The 26,065-nt window shown below is 64.2% G+C and carries 33 protein-coding genes and 1 tRNA gene; 17 read left to right on the forward strand and 17 right to left on the reverse strand.

From position 1 onward, the window contains the following. Positions 1-274: 274 nt before the first annotated feature. Positions 275-955, forward strand: a complete 681-nt coding sequence (plsY, locus tag QW881_RS14270; protein WP_316158484.1) for a glycerol-3-phosphate 1-O-acyltransferase PlsY — start codon at positions 275-277, stop codon at positions 953-955. A 146-nt stretch (positions 956-1,101) separates the two neighbouring features. Here the strand turns inward: plsY and QW881_RS14275 are convergent, their stop codons facing one another. The 11 genes from QW881_RS14275 to QW881_RS14325 form a co-directional block, all read right to left on the reverse strand. Then, complete coding sequence (locus QW881_RS14275; RefSeq protein WP_316158485.1) at positions 1,102-1,665, reverse strand: hypothetical protein; 564 nt, start codon at positions 1,663-1,665, stop codon at positions 1,102-1,104. Between the two features lie 442 nt (positions 1,666-2,107). Next, the gene (locus tag QW881_RS14280; RefSeq protein ID WP_316158486.1) at positions 2,108-2,695 is read right to left on the reverse strand and encodes a hypothetical protein; all 588 of its coding nucleotides are present in this window, start codon (positions 2,693-2,695) and stop codon (positions 2,108-2,110) included. A 9-nt stretch (positions 2,696-2,704) separates the two neighbouring features. Then, positions 2,705-3,865, reverse strand: coding sequence for a helix-turn-helix domain-containing protein (locus tag QW881_RS14285; RefSeq protein WP_316158487.1), 1,161 nt, complete (start codon positions 3,863-3,865; stop codon positions 2,705-2,707). Between the two features lie 66 nt (positions 3,866-3,931). Beyond that, a complete protein-coding gene (locus tag QW881_RS14290) occupies positions 3,932-4,150 on the reverse strand; it encodes a hypothetical protein (RefSeq protein ID WP_316158488.1) in 219 nt (72 codons plus the stop codon). Next, positions 4,147-4,512 carry a hypothetical protein gene (locus QW881_RS14295; protein WP_316158489.1) on the reverse strand — a complete coding sequence of 122 codons (366 nt, stop codon included), beginning with the start codon at positions 4,510-4,512 and terminating at the stop codon, positions 4,147-4,149. Before QW881_RS14295 ends, QW881_RS14290 begins: the two co-directional genes overlap by 4 nt. Next, positions 4,509-5,960 (reverse strand): MT-A70 family methyltransferase, encoded by a 1,452-nt coding sequence (locus tag QW881_RS14300; RefSeq protein WP_316158490.1) that lies wholly within the window; start codon positions 5,958-5,960, stop codon positions 4,509-4,511. Before QW881_RS14300 ends, QW881_RS14295 begins: the two co-directional genes overlap by 4 nt. Continuing rightward, on the reverse strand, positions 5,957-6,325 hold the full coding sequence (locus tag QW881_RS14305) for an ABC transporter permease (protein WP_316158491.1): 369 nt from the start codon (positions 6,323-6,325) through the stop codon (positions 5,957-5,959). The genes QW881_RS14300 and QW881_RS14305 overlap by 4 nt, the downstream gene beginning before the upstream one ends. After that, entirely contained in the window at positions 6,322-6,810 is a 489-nt protein-coding gene (locus QW881_RS14310; RefSeq protein ID WP_316158492.1) for an HNH endonuclease, read from the reverse strand. Before QW881_RS14310 ends, QW881_RS14305 begins: the two co-directional genes overlap by 4 nt. Continuing rightward, on the reverse strand, positions 6,807-7,280 hold the full coding sequence (locus tag QW881_RS14315; protein WP_316158493.1) for a DUF2312 domain-containing protein: 474 nt from the start codon (positions 7,278-7,280) through the stop codon (positions 6,807-6,809). Before QW881_RS14315 ends, QW881_RS14310 begins: the two co-directional genes overlap by 4 nt. Then, positions 7,277-7,504 (reverse strand): hypothetical protein, encoded by a 228-nt coding sequence (locus QW881_RS14320; protein WP_316158494.1) that lies wholly within the window; start codon positions 7,502-7,504, stop codon positions 7,277-7,279. Before QW881_RS14320 ends, QW881_RS14315 begins: the two co-directional genes overlap by 4 nt. Positions 7,505-7,507: 3 nt before the next feature. After that, positions 7,508-7,819 carry a hypothetical protein gene (locus tag QW881_RS14325; RefSeq protein ID WP_316158495.1) on the reverse strand — a complete coding sequence of 104 codons (312 nt, stop codon included), beginning with the start codon at positions 7,817-7,819 and terminating at the stop codon, positions 7,508-7,510. Positions 7,820-8,212: 393 nt separating this feature from the next. Between QW881_RS14325 and QW881_RS14330 the strand changes: the two genes are divergently transcribed. After that, entirely contained in the window at positions 8,213-8,518 is a 306-nt protein-coding gene (locus QW881_RS14330) for a helix-turn-helix transcriptional regulator (RefSeq protein ID WP_316158496.1), read from the forward strand. Here QW881_RS14330 and QW881_RS14335 read toward each other — a convergent pair. Then, positions 8,481-9,212: a hypothetical protein gene (locus QW881_RS14335; RefSeq protein WP_316158497.1), complete on the reverse strand. Its 732-nt coding sequence runs from the start codon at positions 9,210-9,212 to the stop codon at positions 8,481-8,483. The two genes, QW881_RS14330 and QW881_RS14335, sit on opposite strands and share 38 nt — an antisense overlap. Before the next feature lie 91 nt (positions 9,213-9,303). Here QW881_RS14335 and QW881_RS14340 point away from each other — a divergent pair, with 91 nt between their 5' ends. From QW881_RS14340 to QW881_RS14355, 4 genes are read left to right on the forward strand one after another with little or no spacing between them, the layout of a single operon-like run. Next, positions 9,304-9,630 carry a hypothetical protein gene (locus tag QW881_RS14340; RefSeq protein ID WP_316158498.1) on the forward strand — a complete coding sequence of 109 codons (327 nt, stop codon included), beginning with the start codon at positions 9,304-9,306 and terminating at the stop codon, positions 9,628-9,630. A gap of 32 nt (positions 9,631-9,662) precedes the next feature. After that, positions 9,663-10,058: a helix-turn-helix transcriptional regulator gene (locus QW881_RS14345; protein WP_316158499.1), complete on the forward strand. Its 396-nt coding sequence runs from the start codon at positions 9,663-9,665 to the stop codon at positions 10,056-10,058. A gap of 10 nt (positions 10,059-10,068) precedes the next feature. After that, positions 10,069-10,362 (forward strand): hypothetical protein, encoded by a 294-nt coding sequence (locus QW881_RS14350; RefSeq protein ID WP_316158500.1) that lies wholly within the window; start codon positions 10,069-10,071, stop codon positions 10,360-10,362. Beyond that, positions 10,349-11,515: a hypothetical protein gene (locus tag QW881_RS14355; RefSeq protein ID WP_316158501.1), complete on the forward strand. Its 1,167-nt coding sequence runs from the start codon at positions 10,349-10,351 to the stop codon at positions 11,513-11,515. Before QW881_RS14350 ends, QW881_RS14355 begins: the two co-directional genes overlap by 14 nt. Here QW881_RS14355 and QW881_RS14360 read toward each other — a convergent pair. Continuing rightward, on the reverse strand, positions 11,505-11,720 hold the full coding sequence (locus tag QW881_RS14360) for a hypothetical protein (RefSeq protein ID WP_316158502.1): 216 nt from the start codon (positions 11,718-11,720) through the stop codon (positions 11,505-11,507). The genes QW881_RS14355 and QW881_RS14360 overlap by 11 nt on opposite strands. Before the next feature lie 216 nt (positions 11,721-11,936). Between QW881_RS14360 and QW881_RS14365 the strand changes: the two genes are divergently transcribed. The 3 genes from QW881_RS14365 to QW881_RS14375 all read left to right on the forward strand — a co-directional run bounded on the left by QW881_RS14365 (position 11,937) and on the right by QW881_RS14375 (position 14,943). Beyond that, positions 11,937-12,010 (forward strand) — tRNA-Gln (locus tag QW881_RS14365). Between the two features lie 315 nt (positions 12,011-12,325). Continuing rightward, entirely contained in the window at positions 12,326-14,554 is a 2,229-nt protein-coding gene (locus tag QW881_RS14370) for a tetratricopeptide repeat protein (protein WP_315758914.1), read from the forward strand. A gap of 230 nt (positions 14,555-14,784) precedes the next feature. Continuing rightward, positions 14,785-14,943, forward strand: coding sequence for a hypothetical protein (locus QW881_RS14375; protein WP_315739687.1), 159 nt, complete (start codon positions 14,785-14,787; stop codon positions 14,941-14,943). A 39-nt stretch (positions 14,944-14,982) separates the two neighbouring features. Here QW881_RS14375 and QW881_RS14380 read toward each other — a convergent pair whose 3' ends face one another. Continuing rightward, positions 14,983-15,504 (reverse strand): hypothetical protein, encoded by a 522-nt coding sequence (locus QW881_RS14380; protein ID WP_315758915.1) that lies wholly within the window; start codon positions 15,502-15,504, stop codon positions 14,983-14,985. A 299-nt stretch (positions 15,505-15,803) separates the two neighbouring features. Here QW881_RS14380 and QW881_RS14385 point away from each other — a divergent pair, with 299 nt between their 5' ends. Together QW881_RS14385 and QW881_RS14390 are read left to right on the forward strand one after the other, a co-directional pair. After that, a complete protein-coding gene (locus QW881_RS14385; protein WP_315758916.1) occupies positions 15,804-17,831 on the forward strand; it encodes a lipase/acyltransferase domain-containing protein in 2,028 nt (675 codons plus the stop codon). A gap of 74 nt (positions 17,832-17,905) precedes the next feature. Continuing rightward, positions 17,906-18,040, forward strand: coding sequence for a hypothetical protein (locus QW881_RS14390; protein WP_315758917.1), 135 nt, complete (start codon positions 17,906-17,908; stop codon positions 18,038-18,040). A 13-nt stretch (positions 18,041-18,053) separates the two neighbouring features. Here QW881_RS14390 and hpaD read toward each other — a convergent pair whose 3' ends face one another. Together hpaD and QW881_RS14400 are read right to left on the reverse strand one after the other, a co-directional pair. Beyond that, complete coding sequence (hpaD, locus tag QW881_RS14395) at positions 18,054-18,971, reverse strand: 3,4-dihydroxyphenylacetate 2,3-dioxygenase (protein ID WP_315714484.1); 918 nt, start codon at positions 18,969-18,971, stop codon at positions 18,054-18,056. Between the two features lie 170 nt (positions 18,972-19,141). Continuing rightward, the gene (locus tag QW881_RS14400; protein WP_315758918.1) at positions 19,142-19,663 is read right to left on the reverse strand and encodes an Hsp20/alpha crystallin family protein; all 522 of its coding nucleotides are present in this window, start codon (positions 19,661-19,663) and stop codon (positions 19,142-19,144) included. 494 nt (positions 19,664-20,157) lie between these two features. Here QW881_RS14400 and QW881_RS14405 point away from each other — a divergent pair, with 494 nt between their 5' ends. Continuing rightward, positions 20,158-21,912, forward strand: a complete 1,755-nt coding sequence (locus QW881_RS14405; protein WP_315739682.1) for an ATP-binding protein — start codon at positions 20,158-20,160, stop codon at positions 21,910-21,912. Between the two features lie 160 nt (positions 21,913-22,072). Continuing rightward, positions 22,073-22,657: a peroxidase-related enzyme gene (locus QW881_RS14410; RefSeq protein WP_316158503.1), complete on the forward strand. Its 585-nt coding sequence runs from the start codon at positions 22,073-22,075 to the stop codon at positions 22,655-22,657. 5 nt (positions 22,658-22,662) lie between these two features. Here QW881_RS14410 and QW881_RS14415 read toward each other — a convergent pair whose 3' ends face one another. Continuing rightward, a complete protein-coding gene (locus QW881_RS14415) occupies positions 22,663-23,289 on the reverse strand; it encodes a ParB-like protein (protein WP_315758921.1) in 627 nt (208 codons plus the stop codon). Between the two features lie 239 nt (positions 23,290-23,528). On the opposite strand from QW881_RS14415, the gene QW881_RS14420 reads away from it, so the two are divergent. The 4 genes from QW881_RS14420 to QW881_RS14435 all read left to right on the forward strand — a co-directional run bounded on the left by QW881_RS14420 (position 23,529) and on the right by QW881_RS14435 (position 26,060). Continuing rightward, positions 23,529-23,879, forward strand: coding sequence for a hypothetical protein (locus tag QW881_RS14420; protein WP_315739679.1), 351 nt, complete (start codon positions 23,529-23,531; stop codon positions 23,877-23,879). A gap of 217 nt (positions 23,880-24,096) precedes the next feature. Then, positions 24,097-24,378 (forward strand): acyl carrier protein, encoded by a 282-nt coding sequence (locus QW881_RS14425; RefSeq protein WP_006609130.1) that lies wholly within the window; start codon positions 24,097-24,099, stop codon positions 24,376-24,378. Between the two features lie 9 nt (positions 24,379-24,387). Beyond that, the gene (locus QW881_RS14430; protein ID WP_315739678.1) at positions 24,388-24,858 is read left to right on the forward strand and encodes a 3-hydroxyacyl-ACP dehydratase FabZ family protein; all 471 of its coding nucleotides are present in this window, start codon (positions 24,388-24,390) and stop codon (positions 24,856-24,858) included. Beyond that, a complete protein-coding gene (locus tag QW881_RS14435) occupies positions 24,855-26,060 on the forward strand; it encodes a beta-ketoacyl-ACP synthase (protein WP_316158504.1) in 1,206 nt (401 codons plus the stop codon). Before QW881_RS14430 ends, QW881_RS14435 begins: the two co-directional genes overlap by 4 nt. The last annotated feature ends 5 nt before the right edge of the window (positions 26,061-26,065 follow it).

Below are 26,065 nucleotides of genomic sequence, written 5' to 3' on the forward strand. Positions count from 1 at the left end.
TTTTGCGGCTGGCGAAATTCCGGGGCGCGCTTGGGCCGTGTGCGGCCGGGGGGTGGGGAAGGACCCGCGGCAGCCTGGGCACCTGCTTCATCTGAACGCCCTGTCGGGCGTCACGGTGCCTCGCGGAGCCGATGGCGCTATGGAAACGTTCGCTTTCGGGGCAAAGGACGCATGGCTTCGCCTGCTGTCGGCTCAGCCCGGTTGCGACTGCCCCATAGCGGTCAAATCAGATCGGCGATAAAACACCGGCTGCGTGAAACTGGAAGTAGAACCCATGGCTTTCTGGACAGCGAGCGTGATTGGATGGGTGATCGCCTATCTATTGGGTTCTATACCGACGGGCTATCTGGCGGGAAAGCTCCTCAAGGGTATCGATCTCCGAGAGCATGGCTCGAGATCGACCGGCGCGACGAATGTTTTGCGGACCCTTGGTAAATGGCCTGCCTTCGTGGTGCTGGTCGCCGACGTGCTGAAAGGCTCGGCTGCGATCATCGTTGCCCGCTCGTTCTGTCCATGGCTCTCAGCGCAGTTATCTGAAACGCCGCTCTCCGCCATTGATCTGCAAAGCTGGCTGCCATGGGTCGTTTGCCTAGCCGGAATTGCGGTCCTGTTGGGGCACAGCCGCTCGATCTGGCTGAACTTCACCGGCGGCAAATCGGCTGCGACGGGGCTAGGTGTGTTGCTGGCCATGTCGTGGCCGGTCGGATTGGGGGCTGCGATGGTCTTTGGCATCGTGCTTGCGACGGTGCGGATCGTTTCCCTCGGGTCGATCCTTGCGGCGTTGACGGCCATCGGTCTCGTCTGCGTTCTCGCGCAACCGATGCCCCATCGGCTGCTGGTGATCGCAGGCGCCATCTATGTGATCGTTCGTCATCGTGCGAATATTCAACGGCTATTCGCAAGGACAGAGCCGCGCATCGGTCGAAGTGTAATGGATGCGAAAGTACAAACCTAGATCTGGACACTCTTCTAGGTTTCGATCTCGCCATGGGCCGCTAGTGGCCCATCGCGAGATCTTGCTGCGACGCTGAGTTTGGTTGCTATCTGGGAAAGGCGGACGCGAGTAAGCCGCATTCCATTGCATTTTGCGAGAGCTCCCGGCTACGCATGGCCGCCGAGGATGGCCGCGATCTCGTGCTGTAGTCGCGCGGGCAGGATGGCGGCGACCGAGCGTAGGAAGGTGTCCTTTGTCGCGCCCGAGATCATCTCGGTCGGAATGAACAGGCCCGACCTCTGCCTCACGATTGGCACGCGGCCAGAGCCCGTGCGCTTGAAGACTTGGCCGCCGAGGTTGAGGCCGACCCGATGCGGGAAGCGCCCGCCCTTGATGAATGCGCCTGCAAACACCCGCCGATGATTCCAGGGCGCAGCGGAAACGCCCTTGCGCGTCTCGCGCGCGCCGAAATACTTCAACGACACGTCGCCGCCGCGCGACTTGAGCGCATAGGTCGAGCCGCCCGGCTTTTTCTTGACCGCTCGCACGATCACCGGTCGCTTCAACCCGGTCTGCGCCGTCAACGACCGCACGACGCGGGTTGCCGTCATGTCGCCGGTCCGGCGCACGGCGCGGCCGATCGCGGCCGGAGCCTTCTGCTTGGCCAGCTTGAACAGTTCGGCCAGATGCTCGACTTGCGAAGCGTCGATTTCGAGCGTCGAGAACGCCATCGCTATGACCTCTTGAGGCTTGCCCGAAGGCTGGCCAGCCGTTCCGCCGCCGCCGTGCGCAGTGCGCCCGAGCGCGCATCCTCGATCAAGGTCCGCGACACATAGGCCGCCGACTGAACGGCGCCTTTGGCATCGCCTCTCACGGCGGCGGACACGCCGCGCATGATCGCTTGCTTCCGTTCATTGCAGCGGCAACCCATGGCATCCCCTCGGAATGGCAATCGCCACACCAGCGCCGGCTTAGCTCGCGGGTGATCACAAACGCGGTTGCTCGGTGCGAGAGCGCGCGGTGTGGCGATGTTCGAATTTGGTGGCAGCAGACTTGCGCAAAGCAAAAGCCCGATCTCGCGACGAGACCGGGCTCCAAAGCTCCGCTTCAGGCCGAGAACTCGGCCCTGCGCATCGGATGTTCCGACTTGATCCGTTGTCGCGGCAGAGTCCGCTATACCGGTTCAACCTGGTTCACTGTCGCGTGGACGCGAACCGTGCGCTTCATGATTTCGGTCAGTATGGTGAGTCGGCCTTTGTCGTCAACGTCCGACACTGTGCCGCTGAAACCACCGAGCACATCGGCGAGCAGGAATTTCACATCCTGCCCGATCTCGGGAAGCCAAGACGGCGGCTCGCTCTTGCGCCTGCGCGCGAAAAACTTCTCGCGCTCCCGCGTCTCGATCGCCTGGATCACCTGCATGCCGAGCGGCCGGATCACGGCGGCACGCTCTCCGAAGATCAAGAACGGGCTCGACTGCATCCCCGGCGCAGTTCGGATCAGCGGCAGCATGCGCCCAACGACATCTTCGGCGACGAATAGCATGCGCGGAAACAGCGGGAACGCAACATCCGGCCGATCGAGCCGTTGCGCATAGGCCTTGGCCGAGACGCGCGCCGCACGAAAGATCGTCGGCAGATAGAACGGCACGCGGCGGATGCCGAGATTGGCCTGCGCCGTCAACTCGCGCTTCGGCTCCGCGAGCAACACGAAATAGCACTGGTCTGGTCTCGGTTCGACACTGTCCGATTGCGCGCGCATCGCCATCCCCTATCTGAAATCCGCCAAGTCGTGATCGTCGACATCAGGCGGCACCGGCGGCCCGGTCGCGATGCTGCAAAGCTCGCCGTTGACCTTCGGCGGCCACGACCATGGAGCGCGCGCGCCCGCCCGGAAATGCCGGCGCACGGCCCGCTCATCGAAGAACGGCTTCACGAACCCTTCCCAGGCGCCGGCCTGCTGATGGGTCAGATCAACCCATTCCGCCTGTTCCGGCGCACCTGCGAGCGCCAACAGCTGCGCCGTCACGCCGTGCGGAAAGCTGACAGACCCGTCGCCTGCCCGGCAGTAGATCTTGCGAAACGCCTCGCCCCGCCCGACCAGGTCGTGCAGCGCCTTGATCGCCTTGGCCTCGGCGCTGTCGCCAGGATGAACCTTCGCCACGGGCGTCGCCTCGGCCTGCGTCAGCAGCTCCCATCGGCGCTCTTCGAGATAGCGCCATCCCGCCGGAATCGTCTTCCGCCCGAGCCGCTGCAGATGGTCGAGGAACGGCCCGACGCCATCCAGCGCGGCCTTCTGCTGCGGCTCGCTCAGCGCAGCCGCGGCATAGGCGATGCGATGGCGATCGTCGGCGAACGCGGACGGCCAGCGCTGCTCGAATGCGGCGATGAACTTCGCGTTTCGGTCGCGTGCGCGCGCGTCTCTCTCCCGTTCAATAAGGGGACGTTCTAAGGGGTCGTTCTTGGTGCCCACGTATGTGTGGGCACCCGTGCCCACACATGGCTGGGCACCCGGGTGCCCGCCTGGCTGGGCACCCCCCTGCCCACCCGTGGGCACCCCCTCCCCCTCGGATGCGCTTTCTGCATGGCTGTCGTCGTCATCGCCATCCGGATCGTCGTTCGATTGGGATTCCCAATCGTCGCGATCGAGCACGACGCGATACATGTAGCTGTTCGACGGCTGGCCCGCTTCGTTGCTCCACGGCGGCCGCTTCTTTTCGACCCAGCCAGCATCGACCAAGCGTTCGAGCGAACGCTGCACCGAGGCGCGCCCGCAGCCGAGCTGCGCCGCCATCTTGACCTGGCTGCGCCGGCACCATCCGGCCTTGTCGATGTGGCAGCCGAGCAGCCCGATCACCTGTAGATCGCGCGGCTCCAGCGAGCGATCGAAGATCGCGCCGGCCGGGATGATGGAAAGACGGGGACGGCTCATGTCATGAATTCCAGGAAAGAGCAGACGCACGCACGCGACGACACAGAGGGGGCTCGACGAGCAGGTTCAGCGTCCGCAAGCCGACGCCTCCTCAAGGCTGCAAGGCGGCGTCTTGCCGGCGCGATCGATCCGCTCCAGCTCGCGCCAATATTCGGTCCAGTAGATCGACCGGTCGCCCTGCCATTCCTGGCGCCCGACCTTCACGACGTCGCAGCGGAGGCATTGCTGCTCGGTCTTGTTGACGAAGCGGACCTTGTCGCCCCAGCGATGGCGCGGCGAATTCATGAGATGATCCCGCGGCGATATTCGATCGGCACGCCGATGAACTCGGCCATGCGAATGCCGGCCGCCATGCCTTCCGAGACTCCGCGGTCGACGTAGACGACCACGGCGTCGGCGAGGTGCAGCCAGGCGTGCCCGGCGTTGATGCCGTGCGCGCGTTCGCGAGCATCGTTGTCGTCGAGAACGGCAGTCTGCGTGTAGAGCAGATGCGAGGCGAGCGGCGCCTCGCCGCGCAGCAGCGCATCGCGCACACAAGCCCGCGCATAGGCGACATTGTCCGAGACGTCGCCGGCATACGGCGACTCGAGAATGACGCGGCGCATCTCGCGCGGCGCGACCGTTTGATGTCTGGGAATGGCGGTCATGCCTTGAGCCCGGATGGTTGGGCGGTTCGCCTGAGGAATGCCGGAATGTCGAGCCCGTCGGCCAACACTTCGGCGCGCGGCCGGCTCGCAGGCGGTTTCGGCGGAAGTGGCAAGGTCTCAGCCACGATCGGCTGCACCTGCGCTGCCGGCGCCTGGTTGCCCCACACGGCCCAGCCCGGACGCGCGCGCCGTGCGTTGAACTCCACCTTCGGCGTGTTTGGCCAGTGCAGTTCGATGATCTCATGCAGATTGTCGGGCTTCTCGCTGTGCGCGCCGACCGGCGCCGAGAAGGTGCTGCGGAAATGTGCTGTCGCCGGTGGCACCACCTTGCCGCGCACACCCACCAAGACGATCTCGTGCTCGCCGGTGAACCAATAGCCGGGACCGCGCGCGTTGCCGCTGCGTTGCTTGTTCCAGACGAGATTGGTGACGTAGCGGAAGCCCTGGAGCTCCATCACCTTGATCGCGATCGAAAGATGCGGCCCCGTGGTCCATTTGAACAGGATGCAGTCATCGGCGAGGCAGGCGAAACGCTCGGCGCAGCGCGCGACGATCTCCTCCGGCGTGTGCGCATCCTCAGCGGTTTCGTAGTGCATCGAGGGATGCCGCTCGGTCCCGGTCTCGCGCGACCAGGCCTCATGGTCCCATTCGAAATCCTCGATCGCGATGCCGTATCTGTCCGGCAGCGCCTGGATCTTACGTCCCTGCTGCGCCTCTCGCTCAGCCCGCCGCTCCCGCTTGGCCTCGATCTTTTCCTTGCGGATCTCGCGGATGACCGGCGCCAGCGCCTTCTTGGTCTCCGGCGTCAGCCTGCCCTCGGCATCGCGCGGCAGGCTGGCGACGATCGCTGCCTGCCGCTCGGCCGGTTGCGCCGCGATCTCGGCCGCGGCCGCGACCGATACCCTGCCCTGCTCGACGGCTTGAGAAATCTCCGGTGCCGCATGCGCAATGACCGCGCGCGCACGATCGATGCCCGCGACGTCCGATTGCGTCATCCTTGCCGCCTGGTCGCGGCTAATGTTCGCAATTTGCGAACATTCCGCCGGGCGCCCCTGTCTCAGGGTGACGAGCTTGGCGCCGACCATGCGGCGCTGGTCGTCGGTCAGATGCCGGCGCCGGAAGTTCTTGGACAGGACGTAGTCGAGCGGATCGCCATCCGTCTCCGGATCGAACCGCTTGAAGAGATGACTGGTCGCCTGATCGAGCTGCGCCAAGGGCAGCGGCTTTCCATGCAGGTCGACCGCACCCCAGCCGTCGCCGAGCGCCTCCCCGGTCGACATGATCCAGACCAGGGCGCGGTAGCGGTTGCGACCGTCGAGGATGGCGCCGTCGAGCAGGTCGATCCGATCGGCCAATCCGGTCAGCCGGATGTCTTCCGCGAAGTCGTAGAATTCCTGCCCCTCGATCAGCGGGAACAGGTCGGCATAGGGGTGAACGGACAACGTCACGGCTGCCCCTCCACCTGGTCGATATGCAGCGTGATCGCGTCGGCCGTAACGGCCGTGAGCTTCTCGCCATGCGCCAGGCAAAAGGCGGCAAGCGTCGCGGCGACATGCGCCGGTACGAACACCGCGACGCCCTGGTGACCGAAGCCGGACAGCGGGCCGCCGGGCGTCATCGCGCTCAACTCGCCACGCTCGATCAACGAATGGATCAGGCGGTTGGCATTGTTCGGATTGCAGCCGAGCTTGGCCGCGAGCAAGCGCCGGGACGGCATCACGCCATGCAAGGCCACATGCTCAGTGATGGCCCGCAACGCTTCGGCCATCCGCGATGTCAAGCCGATGCCTGAGGGAATGACGATGTCGGTCAAAACGGCACCTCCTCCAATTGCCGCACCGGGCCGAGCGCCGCGACCAGGTCGCGAACGATGCCGTCGAGCGGCGGGATCTCGTCGCGCCGGAAGCGGTTGCTGCAATTCTGCTTGTGCGTGGCCCAGCGCAGATTGGCGCGGCGGTTGTCGAGCGTCTGGCCGTTGATGTGGTCGACGTAGTGCGTCGCCATGAAGCGATCCGAGCGCGGCTCGGCCTCGATCATGATCTCGCGGTGCATTCGCAGGGTTGCGCGCGACGGCCCGACATTGCGCTTGGCATATTTCTGCCAAGGCGTTCGCGAGCCCCACGACACGTTCCAGATCGTCTCCGACAACCAGCTATGATCTTCGGCATCGACCAGGCACCAGATGTTGTCGCGCGCCGACAGCATGATCCGCCGCCACGGCGTCCAGCTCAGGTCGATCAGATCGACCGTCTCGAACTCGATCCGCCGGCGCGCCTCGGCGACGTCAGCGCGGATCATGAGGCCTTCCGCTTGTTCATGAAGTCCTGGAACAGCGGCGGGACGTATTCCTCGGCGAAGGATTGGCCGTCGGCCGTGCGCCACAGCCGCATCGGCACGCCGCCCACGCTGGCGATGATCTCGCCATTGACCGGGATCAGGAGCTGCAGCGCTTCGATCACCTGCTCGCGGCCGACACCATCCTGCGTCAACCGCCGCACCTGAACGTGCAGCGGATGTTCGGCCATCATGCCGAGCGCGTGCATGTAGATGTCGTCGACCGACTCGGCCTCGGCCAGCTCGTTCGGATCCTTCTGCCGCCGCTTGATGATGCGGCGCATCGACTTGGTATCGTAGCCCTTGGCCTTCGCCTCGGCGAACAGCACCTTCTGCTCGTCCCTGAGCTCAACGATTTCCTGCACCAGGCGCTCGATGCGCTCGATGTAGGATTTCAGCTCCTCGCGGGTTTCGGTGGTGGCGAGGTTGCTCATGCCGGCGCCTTCCCCAGCGATGGGTCGGCGCGTTCGGCCGCCAGCTTGAACAGGCCGGCGATCCTCAGCGCGCGCTTCGGCGTCGTCGCGATGTCCGCCAGCGTCCGGCCGTCGGCGCCGCGAATGCGCACCCGCACCGAAAGGTCCTCGCAGACCGACAGCTCCAACACGTGCTGCAACGAACAGACCTGCTCGCTGTCGATCTCGGCTTCTATTGCCGGCATGCCTCACCCTTCCCTGAGATTGCTTTCGAGCGCAGCCAGCCGCCGCGCCGTGTCGTTCTGTTGCTGACGAAGCCGCGCGATCTCGCGCACGCTGCGCACGCTCTTGGCCCAGGGCGCCTGCACGCCCTCGATCAAGGCGTCATGCACGCGGTCGCCGATGTCGGAGCGCAGCAGCCGCGCCAACGCTTCGCCGCTCGGCGAGGTGTGGCCACCGAGCCAACGCTCGGCCGTCGAGATGTCGCATCCCGTCCGTGCCACGATCTCGCGCGGGCACTTGCGGCCGAAAATCCGCTTCAGCTCCAGGGCGACAGGCAAGAACCACCCGCATTCCTGCGGGATTTGACCCGCATCGGCGCGGTTTCGCCTTTTTGAGGCCGGCTCCAATGCTAGGCTATTGGCCATCGCGCCTCTCCCCCTCGGAGGGAGCGGGCTTGATACCCCAGAGGGCTGGAGATGCCGCGAGCCCACGTTCTGCTAGCGCACGGGAGAAAATCAGGAACGTCGAATAGGGAAGGTTCCCTCGAGCGCGGGCGTTCGTAATCGGATTTTGGCGGCTATAGCCCGCAAGAAGGGCCGCCTTGCGGGTACCTCCCAGCGCGTCGATGACTTCGGCCGCCGAATGGAGCTGTTTGGGGGGCGAATCAAGCATGCCCTCAAAATACTACACACCACGTGTAATTTCAAAATCGTACCAACGGTTGTTATGCAATGTCCGGCATTTTGAGCATCTTTCCCAACAAGATGGCAGACGAAATCGTTGAAATCGGCCGGCGACTACGCCGCACCCGCGAGGCCATGAAGCTCAACCAAGCGATGTTCTGTCGCTTGGTCGGCATTCAGCAGCAGGCCTGGAACAATTATGAACGGGGCTTGCGACGGATCTCCCTCGACCAAGCCCTTCGTGTCTGCAAAGTAACCGGCGTTTCGTTAGATTGGATCTATCGCGGCATCGCCGCCGGCCTTCCGGTCAACATCATCAACGGCCTGCAGGAACAGATCGACCGAAAGAACTAATCCAGAGCCGAAGGGCCTCCAAGCGGCGCACGAGCGGCGGCAGGACCAGAGCGAGACCAAAGAAGCCTACCGTTGCAACAACCTCGGCAGCGCCGGGAAAGCTGAATCCACTGGACAAGGCCGCAAGGATGTAGCCGTGCGCAATAGCAGCGCACACCGCGAAGACGGCGCCGCAACCAGACCCAAATACCAGCGACGTCAAGATAATACCTGCCGAAAACATCCATCCAGAAACGGCTGCGACACCCGCAAGCCAGGCCAGACCCATGGCCGCCGGCGTAAAGGCGGCCATCAGCGCGACCGTTGCCAATGCGGACCTTCCTGCCCCTAAGGGAGACAACGCCCCGCTGCAGCTTGCGCCGGCGACGGAGGTTCTTGCCGCCGGGGGCGACACCACCTGATCGCTCTCGCCGAGTTGCGCGGTCTCCGGCGGCACACGCACCAGAAAGTTCTCCAGCAGGTCTTGCGCCTCCGCCAGGGTTGCGCGCGCTTCATCAACATTTTCAGGCAGTTGTACGGCAATCTGCATCGCAGATCGGCGCACATTGTCAGTTGTAGCAACCAACTTTTTCAGCATTTCCATATCCTCAGGCATAAATACACCTTGCGTGTAATTACGATAGTTTGTTACACGCAAGGTGTAATCGACAAGCAAGCGGCTTGAGGTGAAAATTTTGATTACATCGGGGCCCAATGTCGTTTTTGATCGTGTTGACCTCGAACAACATCGATCGCCAGGGGATTGCGGGGATAGTCCGCAACAATCGAGGACCGGGTTAATCAATTTGCCCTCGGCGGAAATTCGTCCGGCCGACCGCAGCGCGCACGGGGCCGCCCGCGCCAAGCTCACCTTTCTGATCGACGGCCCTTTGATGGGTGCCGAGGCGCGACGCCGGGCCGCACTCGAGAACATGGCACGTGACCTCTACGCAGCGCGCGAATGCAGCGACGCCGGAGATTCACGTCGGCTGCTGCTCGCGAGAGGGCACAACCTCATCGACGTCCATGTGCTGCACGCCGAGGCGATCGCGCTCGCCAGCACGTGGCTTGCCGGGCCGCCGTCCGAGGTCACCGCGACCGCCGCGGAGCAATCCGCCACGCGCGAACGATAAGCCGATCCCAACCACCACATCGAGAGACAGCGATGCCAAAAAGCGCCTCCACCAAGAAGCCACGTTCAACGACCGAGACTGATGCGAAGATCGGCAGGCGCATCCGCATGCGCCGCCTCGAACTCGGCATGAGTCAGACCGATCTGGCGAACGCGGTCGGTGTCACGTTTCAGCAGATCCAGAAGTACGAGAAGGGCATCAACGGCATCCGCGGATCACGGCTCGCTGCCATCGCCGCCGCGCTGCAGGTCGATCTTCCCTTCCTGTTCGCGGCCAAGGACGCCGCGCCGGACGATACCGTCTTGGATACGTTCATCACCTCGTCGGAAGGCGTGCGCATCGCCAGGGCGTTTGCTCAGATCCCTGAGAGCATCTGCTTGACGATCGTCAAGCTCGCGGAGTCGCTGGCGCAGGAACTCGTTCGATGAGGACCGCGGAATGACGATCCGCAAGACAGACAACCTGCTCCGGGGTGATCGGACTCCGGCCTACGTCACGAGAGAAACGGGCGCGGCCGAGCTGCTGGTCTCGCCGGCCACCTGGGATCAATGGGTCAAGGACGGCCGTCTGCCGCCGCCCTCCCCCTCGTTCCCGGTGGGAACGCCCCGCTGGCGCTGGGAGGACGTCGATCGTAGACTACGCGGCACCGATACGGCGGCACCCGTCGTCGACGCCATGCAGTGGGCAGCGAGCTTTGGCAAGAAGAAGGGAAAGCGGAGTGGCGCTGCCTGAGGGTGTCGAAAAGGTCACCGTTCGCAAGAAGAACGGCAAGGCCTACACCTACTACTACTGGAATCCCGGACGCGGCACCGACCGCGAAGGTGAGCGCATCAAGCTGCCGAACGCCGAGACCGAGCCGCGAGCGTTCTGGACCGAGGTTGAACGGCGCCAGGCCTCCGTTCGGACGGCGTTTCCCGCGGGATCGATCGGCGATCTGATCTCGCGCTATCGCGCCAGCGACGAGTTCAAGCGCCTCGCCGACGGCACCCGCACGAACTACGAAGTGACGATGCGCCGAATGGAGGAGCAAGGCGCGGCGCGCGTGCGGGATCTGACCCCGTTCGTCGTGCAGACAGCGCGCGACGCGATGAAAGCCACGCCGGTCATGGCGAACCAGATGCTGTCGGTCGGACGGACCATCTTCGATTGGGCGATCCCGCTCGGCCTTGCGGAAGCAAACCCCTTCGAAAAGGTCCGAGACTTCGACATTCCCGACCGCGGCCATGTGCCATGGCCCGACTGGATCGTCGATGACGTCCGCGCGCACGCCTGGCCGGACCTGGTCCGGATGACGCGGCTCGGCATCATGACATGCCAGCGCGGCAGCGATCTGATCCGCATGGGGCCGGAGCATCGCGACCGCAACGGGCTCTGGTGCCGGCCCAAGAAGACCCGGAAGCGCCGCCGCGCGTTCCACATTCCGCTTGCAGCAGTCGACGCGATCGAGATCGACCGCTGGGCCGAAACGCCCATGACCTTCACGAACACGCGCTGGCTCAAGCCGATCGAGCGCTTCCGCGAAGACCTCTACCTCTATTCGCCGAAGGGCGCGCAATACACCCCGGACGGCCTGCGGGCACGATGGGGCCGCTGGCTGGACGGCACATCGGAAGGCAAGCAGCTCTGCCGCCGGTGGAAGGAATGGGTCGCCGGCCAGATCAAGAAATACGAGTGGGACATCGATCCCGAGGACGCCGACCACCCCACGATCCATGGCCTGCGCGGCACCGGCATCCTGGCCCGCGCCGAGCAGGGCTACGAGGTCGACCAGATCGCCAATGATATCGGAATGTCCCGACAGAACGTCGAACACTACATGCGGTTCAAGGATCAGATGAAGATCGGCGCCGACGGCCAGCGGCGGCTGCAGATTGTCAAGGCTTGAGCGCTTCCAAGTGGAGCATGACATTACCCGGAGCATTAACGGTCAAGAGACATTGGGCGTATGTTTTCAATATCCACTCACGGTCTGCTTGCGGAGTGGGGCTGGCCAGTGCCTTCCCTTCGGCAGCGCCGATCACGCGCAATAGCTTGAAGGCCACCTCCTCGGGGGAATTCTCTCCAATGTGCACCACAGCCGGATCGCTCATCCGCCTTCCTCCTTGTTGAAGAGGCGGAAAGATACACGCTCTAGTGAGCGAAGCCATCCCGATAACGTTCGGGATAAGGGATCTCCACATCATGCAAAGGGCTAGACCGCGAACGCCGACGCAGCTATATGACCGTCAGCGATCGCCGGGTTTGCAAAACTTCTGGCTCTGATTGCAAAACTTCCGAAAAAATCACTGCAACATCAGTGACTTCGGTGGGGAATGGTGTAACGGTAGCACAACAGACTCTGACTCTGTTTGTCTTGGTTCGAATCCAGGTTCCCCAGCCATTTCGGCGCTGACCCACTATTTTTATTTTTGAAGTCAGCCGGTTTCGACTCGCGAACGAAGCGTTCCCCCGTCGTCGCGCACACTTCGTCCCGTCACTGCACCTCGACGTCTCCGCGCACTTCGTCCCCGGAGAGCTCTCTCGATCGCAGCGGTGCCCTGTTCTTCCAGATCCTCCAGCGCGATGCTTGCGACGGCGGATGGTCGACATCGCCTGACCCGGCGCCGAATTGCCGGGAACGCAGTCCTCCCGATTGCGAATCGACGAAAACAAAACAACCATTGCGAGCGATGAAGCGCTCCCCGGAGGATTGCACTTGCAGAGCAGCGTTGGCTCCCGCGCCTTTCAAAACGCAAGGCTGCAGAAGCGCGCCAAGAAACAGGCGGACGTGCTGTTGCCGGCGGCGGTCAAGGCCTACCGCGAAGGCCGGCATCCGGAGGCTCAGGCACTGTGCCAGCAGATCCTGCAGGACCTGCCGCAGCATTTCGGCGCCCTGCATCTGCTCGGCGTGTCCGAGCGGGATTGCGGCCGTTTCGACCAGGCGGTGCTCGTCCTGACACGCGCGGTCGAGATCGACCCGCGCTCGGCCGGAGCCCAGTCCGATCTTGGTCTCTCGTTATTCCGGCTCGGCCGCTATCAGGAGGCCCGCGCTCGTTACGAACGCGCCGTCGAACTCCAGCCGAACTTCCCGGCCGCGCTCACCAATCTCGGCACTACGCTGATGAGCCTCTCGCGTTTCGAGGAGGCGATTGCTGCGCATGACCGCGCCGTCGCGCTGAAGCCCGGCTATGGCGACGCCCACGCCAATCGCGGAATGGCGCTGCTGCTCACGGGCCGGTACGAGGACGCCGGCCAGAGCTTCGATCGCGCGCTTGCACTGCAGCCGCGGTTGCTGACGGCCCTGTTCGGCAAGGGCCTGGTCAGCATGAACCTGCGGAATTTCGATGCTGCACTGGCGGCGCTGACTGCGGCGCTGGCCATCAATCCGAATGCGGCCCCTGCCCTCGCCCAGCGCGGGCGGGCCTATCAGGAGCAGGGCAAGTTCGACGAGGCGGAAGCCGATTTTGACGCGGCACTGGTCCTCGAACCGTTGCTGGAAGACGCCCTGCGCGGCAAAGCCACGGTTTCGCTTGTGCGCGGCAACATCGCCCTGGCGATCTCGTTCGTCGACAAGATCCTGGCGCAGAACCCGAAGCAGGAGAGCGCCTGGACCCTGCTCGGGGTCTGCTCTGCGATGCAAGGCGACATCGCCACGGCGATCTCAGATTACGACCGCGCGCTCGCGATCAACCCGAACTACGAGGACGCGATCACCAAGAAGATCTTCGCGCTGGATTTCCTGCCCGAGATCGGAGTCGAACGTCTCCAGGCAGAACGGAGATATTGGTGGGAAGCGATCGGCTCGCGATTGCCCCGTGTCCAACTCGGTGGGCGAGATCTCGACCCCGATCGGCAGCTTGTCGTGGGCTACGTCTCCTCCGATTTCCGCGAGCATTCGGCGGCTCTCGGCTTCCTGCCGATCCTGCGCCATCACGACCGTGCCAAGTTCGAAATCATCGCCTATTCCTGTTCGCCGGCAAAGGACGCCAAGACGGAGTTGTGCCGTTCGCTGGTCGATCGCTGGGTCGACGCCTGGCAGTTGACCGACGAGAGGCTCGCCGAGCAGATCCGGGCCGACAGGGTCGACATCCTCGTCGACCTCTCAGGGCATTCCGCCGGCCATCGGCTCACCTTGTTTGCGCGCAAGCCCGCCCCGATCCAGGTCTCCGCCGTCGGCAGCGTCACCGGCACGGGGCTGCCAGTGATGGACTATCTGCTGGCCGATGCGGTGACGATCCCGGCCGCGGTCCGGAATCTGTTTGCCGAAAGGATCTACGACCTGCCGTCGCTGATCACGATCGAACCGCCGCCTCCAATTCCACCGTCGCCGCTGCCCATGCTTCGCAACGGTCACGTCACCTTCGGCTCATTCAATCGCGCCGACAAGTTTTCGGAGCCCACTCTGGCTCTATGGTCGAAGCTGATGGCTGCGACGCCGGGCTCTATGATCGTCGTCAAGAACCATGCGATGAGCGATCCCCTGCTGCGCGACCGATTGATCGCCCGCTTCGTCGCCCACGGCATCGCCGCGGAACGCCTCCGTTGCGTCGGAAAGACATCGCGCGAGGAGCATCTTGCGACGTTCGCCGATATCGACATCGCACTCGATCCGTTCCCGCAAAATGGCGGCATATCGACGTGGGAGTCACTGCAGATGGGCGTGCCTGTCGTCACCAAGCTCGGCAGCAGCCCCTCGGCACGGGCGGGCGGCGCGATCGTCAAGGCAGTCGGCCTCGATGCGTGGGTCGCCGATGACGACGAGGGCTATCTCGCGACAGCGCTGAAATTCTGCTCGCGGCCCGGCGAGCTTGCCGCGCTCCGTGCCGAGCTGCCCGCCAGGGTGTTGAATTCAGCCGCCGGAAACGGCGCGCTCTACACGCAGCATGTGGAACAGGGATACCGGACGTTCTGGCGTGACTATTGCGCACGAGCGACGACCGGCTAGCGCTTGAATCAGACCTCGTCCGGCCGGCACAGCGTCGCGCCCGTGCGCCGTTCGACCCATGCCGACGCTTGCGGTGCATCGATGACGCAGTCCCGCCGATCATCGTCGGCTCGCCGGCACGATCCTGCCAGCGTGCGCCCGATCACGGAATTAACCCGTCATTCACCACGATCCTCATCCGGCCGGAACGATGCAATTTGCTTCAAATTGTCTGGCCAGGGAGACGGGACATGACCAAGCTGACGGACCTCGACGACCAGATTGAGCGGGCCGAGCGGCTCGAGCGGAGCATCACGGACACGCTGACGATCGAGCGGCTGCGCCAATTCGCGGCCAAGTGCCGGCGCGAGCGCGAGCGGTTGTCGCGGCACCGGCAGCACGCGGCCTGAGGGGTTTGATCCGCTTCCGCCGGCGGCGGACGCGGCCGCTCACGAGCAGGTCGTCACCATGTTGGTGCAGAGCTGCCGGGTCCAGCCGATGCCTTTCTTCATGCGGATCTTGGCGAAGTCGCCGAAGCAGCCGAGCAGTTCGACAGCCTGGTCGCCGTTCGCATGCGGATCGAGCTTCGGGCTCGAGGTGGCATGGTCGCGATAGATCACCGCACCGTTCTGCAGGCCGCCGACGCCCACCACGCTCCGATGCACGAAGCCCCTGCCCTGAAAGATCACGCTCTCCTTGCCCTGATCGACGTCGTTCAGCTCGGCCCGGTCGATCTCGAACCAGTCGCCCTGCTGCGCGGTCAGGTGCACGACGATCCAGCCGTCGCTGGTCGGATTCTTCAGCGCCTTGATGATGCTGCCGCCCGGCTCCGCGCGGACATTGGCGCCGTTCGGATCGCGGTCGGCGATGTCGACCTCGACGTTGCAGGCTTCGCGATGAAGCGCCTGCGCAGCGGCCACGCTCGGCGCCGCGAGCAGCGCCGTCAGCAACAGAATTTTCGTCTGCGTCATGCGGTCAACCGGCCTCGGATTCCTCTCGCATTGGTCGCTCCCGTCGTAATGAAGTTCAACCGGCCGGAGGCGGTCCCGGCAAAGCCTTGTGCATCCGCATCCTTGGCAAGGATGTCGGCCGCATCGAAGCGGGCTCGAGCAGCACCTGGTCATTCATCGAGGCGGGCGGCTGCACCTGAAAACCTGTCGTGACGGCCTGACGGTTCGTTGCTATCATGAGTTGTTGATATCCTATACCACCAGTCTCATCCCGCCATGAGACACGCATGTGTTGCGATCAATCTCAATGGAGATCGCCGATGCTTCCGGCCAGGTTTGTCATCGCTGTCATTCTCACGCTTGCTGTTGCGAGCGCTTGCCGTGGGCAGGCCGCGCCGGAGCCAGAGGTTCCGGGAAGCGCGATCATCAAGGACATCCCGCAGCAGACCCGTGACGAGTTCTATGCCAAGCGCCGCGAGATCCGACGGCAGACCGCCCCGCGGGTCCTGTTCGTTCCGGGCATCCTCGGCTCGAAGATCGCCGAATGTCGCGCCGATGGCAGCCAGTGCCGCGACATCTGGGGGACGGCCGGCGCGATTACGCGAAGCGATGTCGATCTGAGCCTGAAGGCGGATCGCCGCTATCAGACCGACGTCGTCGAAACCTTGCTGTTCAGCGACATCTATGGCGGGATCGTCGACCATCTTCGCCAGAAGGCCGGCACGATCGGACCTGACACCTCCGGCGACCCGCTCGTCACTGTATTCTCGTATGACTGGCGGCTCTCCAACGCCTCGAACGCCACGCTGCTGCGCGACCGCATCTGCGACATCCGAGTTGGCGCGGCAAAGTCGCCGATCGTGATCATCGCTCACAGCATGGGCGGACTGATGACCAAGATCTGGGCCGCCCGCTACGCCAAGCAGCCCTGCAGCAACGGCAGCCTGCCCGAGGTGTCGCAGATCGTGTTCGTTGCAACCCCGCATCTCGGATCACCCAAGGCGATCAAGGCCGTCGTCGATGGCTACAACATCCTGTTCGATGAGCTGACCGGGCTGAAGCGTTACCTCGGCTGGTGGGAGCGCAACTATTTGCTGGATTCGATCAATGCGGCGGGCATCTCATTCCCGAGCCTCTACGAGCTGCTGCCGATCCGCAGCAGCGAATATTGCCTCCGGCAAAAGCCTGCGCTGAGCAGAGCGGGGGTGCCGGTCGCGAGCGACAACGACAAACCGGTCAACCTGTTCGACGTCGAGACCTGGCGCAAATACGATCTGCTGCAGCGGATCGGTCTGCCCGCGGTCCGAAACAGCTATTACGACAGGGAGCTCGCGCCGATGCTGAAGAACGCCGAGCAGGTGCTGTGCGAAATCGCCGATTTCGATCCGGCCAGCATTGCCGACGTGTCGTATTTCTTTGGTCGGGAAAAGACCGATCGCACCTATGGCTGGTTCCACCTGCGTAGCGGCAAGGCCGATCGGATCGACGGCACGAAGATCGTCCAGGGCGACGGCACCGTCCCCGTCTACAGCGCGCAGAGCATGCTGGTCAGCAGCACGCGCCAGACCATCGAGGTTCAGGAGGACCATACCAAGATCATCAGCAGCAAGCCCGTGCTCAGCATGATCGACGACCTCTACATCTCCGCGGCGAAGCGGGCCGATCTCCAGACGGCACGCGCGGAGGCCCGATATGCCTCGCTGCTGGCTGCAGAAACCGCCGCGACGCGATCATGGATTCCGGTGTCCTCGGATCCTAAGAACTGGTCGCACAGCGACGACAAGCTCGCGATCGACATCAACAAGCGGGCTCTGGCTGCTGCCGGTGCCAAGCCAGCCGATATCGCCATACTGGCTGTCAATTCCTTCGACGCCGGAGAACGTGCTCGACTCTACGCCGTTGCCGCAGCGACGACGGAGGACAAGAAGCAACAGCTGACCTGGATCGCCGATGCCGCCAATTCGTCCTACGTCGCCGGCCAATACCAGGACGCCATCACCGGCTCGAATTACATTGCGGTCGCAGCCGCAAACACCCTGCCGCAGAACGATCCGACCCTCATTGCCCTGCAGAAATCAGCGGCCGAGGTCGAAGGATGGTCCTATTTGCGTAGCGGCGACCTTACGGCGTTCAACAACCGCGCCTCCTCCTATGCCAACAAGTTCACTGTGGCCAAAGAAGATTTCAAGGAGCCGTCCCAGAAGCAGAATCCGGCCGCACAATGGTTCCTCGCGACAAAGGGGCAGCCGGTCTGGGTCTATGATTCCGGCAATCCTGATTCCTGGGTTACCTACGACCCGTCTGCAGGCAATATTCGCTTCTTTACTCCGATGGCAAATCCGAACTGAAGCATAGCCTCGTTGGCCAACGCATAAGCTCCTGCTCGTCAACAATTTCGTCGGGACACGCTGCAATCATTTCGATGCACTGGACCGACCTCGAGCGCGCGGCCGTCGCCGCGCAACGCTGGTGGCAAAGGGACGAGCTGGCGGCGACGGCCGATCAGGCCCTTCCCGAGGACATCACGGAGATGCTGATGTGTGCGGGCGTCTGGTAGGACACCCCGCCTGCTACAGCCGTCCGCCCGCAAGCGCCGCAGCGCGCGGGCGGCCGACATCATCGAGCACATGCGGCATCGGCGAGACCGGAAACACCGCGTTGATCTGGCCGGTTCCCGACGACGGGAAGAACGGCGTCACCACCTCGACGCCGCGGTCGTAATGGTTCCAGCCGAGCGCGCCCAGCAGCATGGCCGTATCGTGCATGAAGCCCTCGCCATGGCCCTTGCTGGCATATTCCGGCAGCATGTCGCAGAAATCCGGCCACTCGCCGTGCTCCCACATCTGGATCACCTCGTGGTCGAGCCGCTCCAGGAACGGGCTGAACATCCGGTCGCGATATTCGTCGGCGGTGCCGTTCTGGGCGAAGCGGTGGCTCAGCGAGCCCGAGGCGAAGAAGGCCACCGTGCCGTCGTAATGATCCTCGACCGCGCGGCGGAACGCCCAGCCGAGCTTGGCGCTGTCGGCGAGATAATGCGAGGTGCACAGCGCCGAGACGGATACGACCTTGAAGTGGCGGTCGGGGTTCATGTAGCGCATCGGCACCAAGGTGCCGTATTCCAGCGCCAGCGACGTCGCATCGTGGGCCATGGTGGCAACGCCATGGGCGTTGGCGCCCTCGGCGAGGATGTGGCCGAGCTCCGGGTTGCCGTCGTATTCATAGGTCATGTTGGCGATGAAGTGCGGCAGCTCGTTTGAGGTGTAGAGCCCCTCGAAATGCGGCGCGCAATTGATGTGGTAGCCGGCATTGACCAGCCAATGGGTGTCGAACACGACGATGGTGTCGACGCCGGCCTCGCGGCAGCGCCGGCCGATCTCGATATGACCGTCGATCGCCGACTGTCGCTTGCCCTTGGCCGGACCATCCAGCTCGCTGAGATACATCGACGGCACATGCGTGATCTTGGCCGCCAGTGCGAGCTTGCCCATCCTCTCGTCTCCCTTCCGGTCGTTCCCCGGTCCGGCATCGCCGACCGTTTGCTTGGGAGGCAGACTACCCCTGCAGCTTCGCGAAAAAAAGGGCCGCGCGCGCGGCCCTTCCTCGGCGTCCAATCCATCGCCTGTCCCACGATCATGGGACAGAAAGCCACGAGATGCGGTCACGCCGCCTTGATGTCGATGGTCTTGGCGGCCTTCTGTACCTCGGGCTTCTTCGGTAGGGTGACCTTGAGCACGCCCTGCTTGAACACGGCCTCGATCTTGTCGGTGTCGACGCCGTCGGGGATCTGGAAGGAGCGTTCGAACGAGCCAAAACTGCGCTCACGGACGTAATAGTCCTTCCTCTTCTCCTCCTTGTCCTCCTGCTTCTCGCCCTTGATCGAGAGCACGCCGCTCGCAACCTTCACCTCGACGTTCTTCTCGTCGAGGCCGGGTAGCTCAGCCGTGACCTCATAGGCATTGTCGTGCTCGGCGACGTCGACCGCCGGCGCCACGGCAAACGACCGTGCGCGGGCCAGACCCGGCAGTTGGTCGAACAGCGACGGCGTGCGCCAGATCCCGCCTTGGAAGTCCTCGAACACGCGATCGATCTCGCGGCGCAGGTTCTCGAACGGCCGCCATCCCTGCATGGATGGCGCACCTGCTTTCTCGGTGTTGACGGGCAGCTTGGTAGGTTCAGCCATGACATCATCCTCCTGCTTCACGCGAGGATCGGGTCCGCAACGGCATGGGCGCGACCGATTTCGTTCGACGAGATCGGCCGGCATCCGCTCCCTCGCGCTTGACGGGAAAAATATTGCAGGCACGCCCCGGTTCCAGATTGATTGCGATCAAATCGCTGAGCGGCTGGACGGGTTCGGATCGGCATGGGACCATCCACTTGGCTTTCGGCAATCTTTCGGCACCGCGCGCCCAGAGCTGAAGAGCCTTTCGGGAAGAGCCTTGGAGATGGTGAACCGGACGTTAATCCGAGCGGCTCGAGCGACGCTTTAGGGAAGGATGCAGAAAGCCTTATGCCGCAAGGTGTTAGGCGCCATTGAGAAGGTGCATTCGCAACGCTCCGCGCGCCCCTCCGACCGCCGGGCTGGGCGCCAGCACGTTCACAAACATTGCCCGCTTAACAAATTTTCCAGTCCCAGCAGAGAAGGTGTCAGCTCAACAATTCACCACAGGTTTCATGACCGTGACATCCTTCGGACGCGTGATCTCGGTGCGGGGCTCCCAGGCCCGCGTCGGCATTCTGTCGACCCAGCAGATGACCGTTTCCGATATCCGCGCCACAGTCGGCCGTTTCATCAGCATTCGCTGCCCGAGCGCCACGATCATTGCGATCATCACCGAGGTCACCAGCGAAGACCTGTCGCATGCCAGCGAATACGTCGCGACGGCGTCGGTGGACCTGCTGGGCGAGATCCTCGGACCGGCCGAACGGCCCAAGTTCCAGCGCGGCGTCACCCACTACCCGACCATCGGCGACGCCGTCGACATGATCACGAGCGAGGAGCTGCGCACGATCTACACGCCGACCGCCGGCGACCACATCGACATCGGCGCGCTGCAGCAGGACACCTCCGTGCGCGCCTGTGTCAACGTCGAGGAAATGCTGTCGAAGCACTTCGCCGTCCTCGGTTCGACCGGCGTCGGCAAATCGACGGGCGTGTCGCTGCTGCTCAACGAGATCCTCAAGGCGCGGCCGAACCTGCGCATCTTCCTGCTCGACGTCCACAACGAATATGGCCGCTGCTTCGGCGAGCGCGCGCTGGTCTTGAACCCGCGCAATCTGAAGCTGCCGTTCTGGCTGTTCAATTTCGAGGAGATCGTCGACGTCCTGTTCGGCGGCCGGCCGGGCGTGCCGGAGGAGCTCGACATCCTCGCCGAGGTCATCCCGCTGGCGAAGGGCATCTACACCCAATACCAGAATACGGACCGCATCGGGCTGAAGCGCGTCGATCCCAAGATGGTCGGCTACACCGTCGATACGCCGGTGCCCTACCGCCTCGTCGACCTCATCAACCTGATCGACGAGCGCATGGGCAAGCTGGAGAACCGCTCCTCGCGCATCATCTATCACAAGCTGATCTCGCGCATCGAGACCGTGCGCAACGACCCGCGCTACGCCTTCATGTTCGACAACGCCAATGTCGGCGGCGACACCATGGCCGAGGTCATCAGCCACCTGTTCCGCCTGCCGGCCAACGGCCGGCCGATGACGGTGATGCAGCTCGCCGGCTTCCCGGCCGAGGTGGTCGATTCCGTCGTCTCGGTCGTGTGCCGCATGGCGTTCGATTTCGGCCTGTGGAGCGACGGCGTCTCGCCACTGCTGTTCGTCTGCGAGGAAGCCCACCGCTACGCCTCCGCAGACCGTTCGATCGGCTTCGGCCCGACCCGCAAGGCGATCTCGCGCATCGCCAAGGAAGGCCGCAAATACGGCGTCTATCTCGGCCTGATCACCCAGCGGCCGGCCGAGCTCGACGCCACCATCATCTCCCAGTGCAACACGCTGTTCACGATGCGCCTCGCCAACGAGCGCGACCAGTCGCTGCTGCGCTCCGCGGTGTCGGACGCCGCCGCCAACCTGCTCTCCTTCGTTCCCTCGCTCGGCACCCGCGAGGTGCTGGCCTTCGGCGAAGGCGTCGCGCTACCAACCCGGCTGCGCTTCAAGGAGGTGCCGCTGCATCAATTGCCGCGCAGCGAGGCGACGATCGCGACTGTCCGCTCGGTCAATGCCGGACACGACATGCATTTCGTCAGCGCCGTGCTGGAGCGCTGGCGCGGAGCGACCTCGAGCCGCGACGCTGCGAGCGGCGACAGCGGCGCCGGCAGCCTCGGAGATCGCGGCAACCTGTCGGCCTCGCTGGACGCGCCGATGCTGCAGCCCTCGATGGGCCTCGATCCGGACCGCTTCTCGCTGCTGAAGAAGCCGCTGCGCTAAATACGGCGGCGGCCCCCTCTCAAATCTCGATCGACGACGCCTTCGAGAAGGCGTTGCGGGCATTCCGCCACGGACGAGGTCATGGGCCGAGCTGGACCGTTGCGCCTGCGCCGCGATCCACTAAGGTTCGCCCCCTGCCACACATGCCGGACCCGTTGCCATGACCCAGCCCGCCATCAGCCGCTTTCCCGTTCCCGCAATCGACGCCCTGCCGGACGACATCCGCACCCGGCTGCTCGGCGTGCAGGAGAAGAGCGGCTTCGTGCCCAACGTGTTCCTGACGCTCGCGCACCGGCCGGACGAGTTCCGCGCGTTCTTTGCGTATCACGACGCGTTGATGGAGAAGGACGGCGGGCTGACCAAAGCCGAGCGCGAGATGATCGTCGTCGCGACGTCGAGCGCCAACCAGTGCCAGTATTGCGTGATCGCGCACGGCGCGATCCTGCGCATCCGCGCCAAGAATCCCCTGATCGCCGACCAGATCGCGATCAACTACCGGAAAGCGGACATCACGCCGCGGCAGCGGGCGATGCTCGATTTCGCGATGAAGGTGGCGCTGGAGGCGCAGACGGTCGGGGACGTCGATTTCAAGGCGCTGGCCGGCCACGGTTTCAGCGACGACGACATCTGGGACATCGCCGCAATCGCGGCGTTCTTCGCGTTGTCGAACAGGATGGCAAATGTCGCGGGCATGCGGCCCAACGACGAGTTCTATCTGATGGGGCGGCTGCCCAAGGCGAAGTGAGCCAGTCAGTCGTCCGACGCGGGTCCGCACCAGCCGGGCAGATAGACGGCGTCATGGCTCTTTGCGGCCGCCAGCGCGTGCTCCATGGCGGCGGCGAAATGGGTCTCGACCGTCTTGCGCTTGACCTTGCGGCGCAGGAAGTCGGCCCATAGGAACTCGCTGAACGGCGTCGTGTCCTTGGCAAAGCCGCCGGCGCGGCGCAACTCGCCGGCCAGGCTGCGGAACGGATCGTCCTTCATATCCGCGACGGTCTTCGGCAGGTCCTTGAAATGCCGCCGCTCGCCCTTGGCGTCGTAAGGATAGGCCCAGCGCTTGTTGTCCATCACGCCCCAGAACGCCTCGCGATCGACCATCGACAGATCGCCGATCACCGTGACCAGCACGTCCTTGACGCCCTCGTCATGGAGCGCGCGGGCGAGGTGATGATGGTCGACGACGTAGTGCCGCTGGTCGGCACCGAGCACCACCGGGATCATGTGCTTGCCGAGCAGCTCGGCCTGCTTCTTCTTCGACTTGTGCTCGCGCCAGCGCTCGCGCTTCTCCTTCACTTCGCGCATGCCGACGGTCATCTGCGTCGGGCGCAGCGACAGGATCGGCACGGGATGAAGCAGCGGCTCGCGGGTATTGGCCATGGCCTGGGCTCCCGGGGGATGATCAGCATTATGCCACGCCTGCCGAGCCGTTCCAGCGCATCTGCCCGTAGCTGCGACGCCGTTCGGACCGGCCGCGGCAGGTTCCAATCACCCGCGGGGCGGGCGCCGATTGGATGCATCCGAGGAGGGAGATGTTTTGCTGATGCAGCTCAATTGTGGCAAAGTTTCTTTGTGAGAGGTTGGGCCCGCGTGCTAAAAAGGACCATCGGAGTCGAGGCATGAAGTCCCAGCGCCCCATTGCAGCGGAGGAAGAGCATCGCGTGGTGCCGTTCCGGCCGCGCAGCAGTCCGGTGCGGCGCGTGACCGAGGGCGGCAGCCCGCCGATTCAGCTGCATCGGCGCGAGCGGCCGACACTCGATCTCTCCCGATATGAGCAGCCGCGCGAAGAGCCCGACGATTTCCGTCACCGCATCCTGGCCAACATCGCGGCGATCGCCTTCACGGTCGCGTTGACCGCGATCGGCATCTGGCTGGCGATGAGCATTGCCGACCTGCGCAAGACCCAGGACTGCCTGCTGACCGGACGGCGCGACTGCGCCCGCATCATCACCGAGACCTACACGCCCTGATCCCTGCTGGACGCCGCTCGGCCTCCACCGGCGGAGCATCACAATCCCGCCACAACCGCCGTGTCCGGCTCCATTGAACTCACCGCGTCGCTCCGATATACGGGCACACGACTCCCGGGCGGCGGGGGTAGAAGGGCTCGCATCAGACGGCCCCGGGGGCGCGGTGTCCTCCCGTCGCCACCTACCGGATTAGCTCCAAAATATCAAAGGCTTAGTGATGTCCTCAACATTCGATCAGGTCGCCACGATCATCGCTGAAACCTGCGACATCCCGCGCGACACGATCACGCCGGATAGCCACGCCATCGACGATCTGGGCATCGACAGCCTCGATTTCCTCGACATCGCGTTTGCGATCGACAAGGCCTTCGGGATCAAGCTGCCGCTCGAGAAGTGGACGCAGGAAGTCAACGACGGCAAAGCCAGCACCGAGCAGTATTTCGTGCTGAAGAACCTGTGCGCCCGCATCGACGAGCTGGTCGCCGCCAAGGGCGCCTGAGCGCCCGCCATGCAAATCGAATATTTCCTGCTCATCGACCGCATTCTTGACCTCCGACTGGACGAGAAGGCCATCACTGTCGAAGCCAAGGTTCCCACCGAGAGCACGATCTTCGAAGGACACTTTCCGGGCTATCCGATCATGCCCGGTGTTCTCTTGATCGAGTCCATGGCCCAGACGTCCGGCTGGCTGCTGCTCGCGCTGATGAAGTTCGAGCGGATGCCGTTCCTCGCTGCCGTGAAGGAAGCCAAGATGCGCGGCTTCGTGTCGCCGGGCGAGGTGCTGACCGTCGAGGCCAACGTGCTGCACGAGGGCTCCGGCTACGCCGTGACCGAAGCGCGCGTGAAGGTCGGCGGCAAGCTGCGCTCGAACGCGACGATCACTTTCAGCCACGTCCCCTTCCCCAATCCGGAGCTGCGCGGACACATGGACGCCGTCGCCGAGCGCGTCGGCTTTCCGCAACAGGTCCTGCAGCGATGAGTGAGACGACAGCCGTGACCTCCAATCCCGTCGAAGTCTGGATCACCGGTATCGGTCTTGCGACCTCGCTTGGCGAGGGACTCGATGCGAACTGGGACGCCCTCAACTCCGGCCAGATCAACGTCGACGAGCGGGGTTTTGCGCCCTACATCGTGCATCCCTGGGCCAAGGTGAATCTGGAAGCGCAGATCCCGAAGAAGGAGCAGCGCCAGATGGAGGCGTGGCAGCGCATCGGCACCTATGCCGCCGGGCTGGCGCTGGATTCCGCCGGCCTCAAGGGCAACAAGGACATCCTGTCCCGGATGGACATGATCGTCGCCGCGGGCGGCGGCGAGCGCGACATCTCCGTCGACATCGCGATCCTCAACGCGGAAGCCCAGGGCAATTGCACGCCCGGCTTCCTGAACGACCGGCTGATGAGCGACCTGCGCCCGACCCTGTTCCTGGCGCAGTTGTCCAACCTGCTTGCCGGCAACATCGCGATCTCGCACGGCGTCTGCGGCACCTCGCGCACCTTCATGGGCGAGGAGGTTGCGGGCGTCGACGCCTTCAAGATCGCTTTGGCCCGCATCGCCGGCGGCCAGAGCGACATCGCTCTGGTCGGCGGCTCGCACAATGGCGAGCGCAAGGATCTGCTCGTGCTGTACGAGTTCGGCGACTACAATCTGAAGAACGAGTTCAAGCCGGTCTGGGCCCGCAAGGACCATCCGGGCTTCGCGCTCGGATCGGCCGGCGCGTTCCTGGTGCTGGAATCCAAGCCGCATGCCGAGGCCCGCGGCGCCAAGCCGCTGGCGCGGCTCAGCAAGGTCGTCGCCGACCGCGCCCGCCGCAAGGAGGCAGGTGCCGTCACCGGGACGCTCGACCGTCTTTGGTCGGCGCTGGACGTGCATGACGCGCCGGGCGCGATCATCACCGGCGCGACCGGTGCCGAGCCCGTGACGTCGGAGGAACGCGCGTTCCTCGACCATCACAAATCCTACGCCGTGCGCTCGAGCGGCACCCGCTTCGGCCACACGATGGAGGCGCATTTCGCGCTCGATCTCGCGCTGGCGGCGCTGTCGATCTCGCGCGGTGCCCTGTTCGCACCGGGCGACTCCTCGGGCGTCGAGGCGGACATGAAGGAGGCTCCGACCCAGATCGTAGTGGTCGGCGCCGGCCATTACCGCGGCGAAGGCATGGCCTTGGTCGAAGCAGTCAAGTGAACGCG

The organism is Bradyrhizobium sp. SZCCHNS3016, assembly GCF_032484535.1.
Lineage (GTDB): Bacteria > Pseudomonadota > Alphaproteobacteria > Rhizobiales > Xanthobacteraceae > Bradyrhizobium.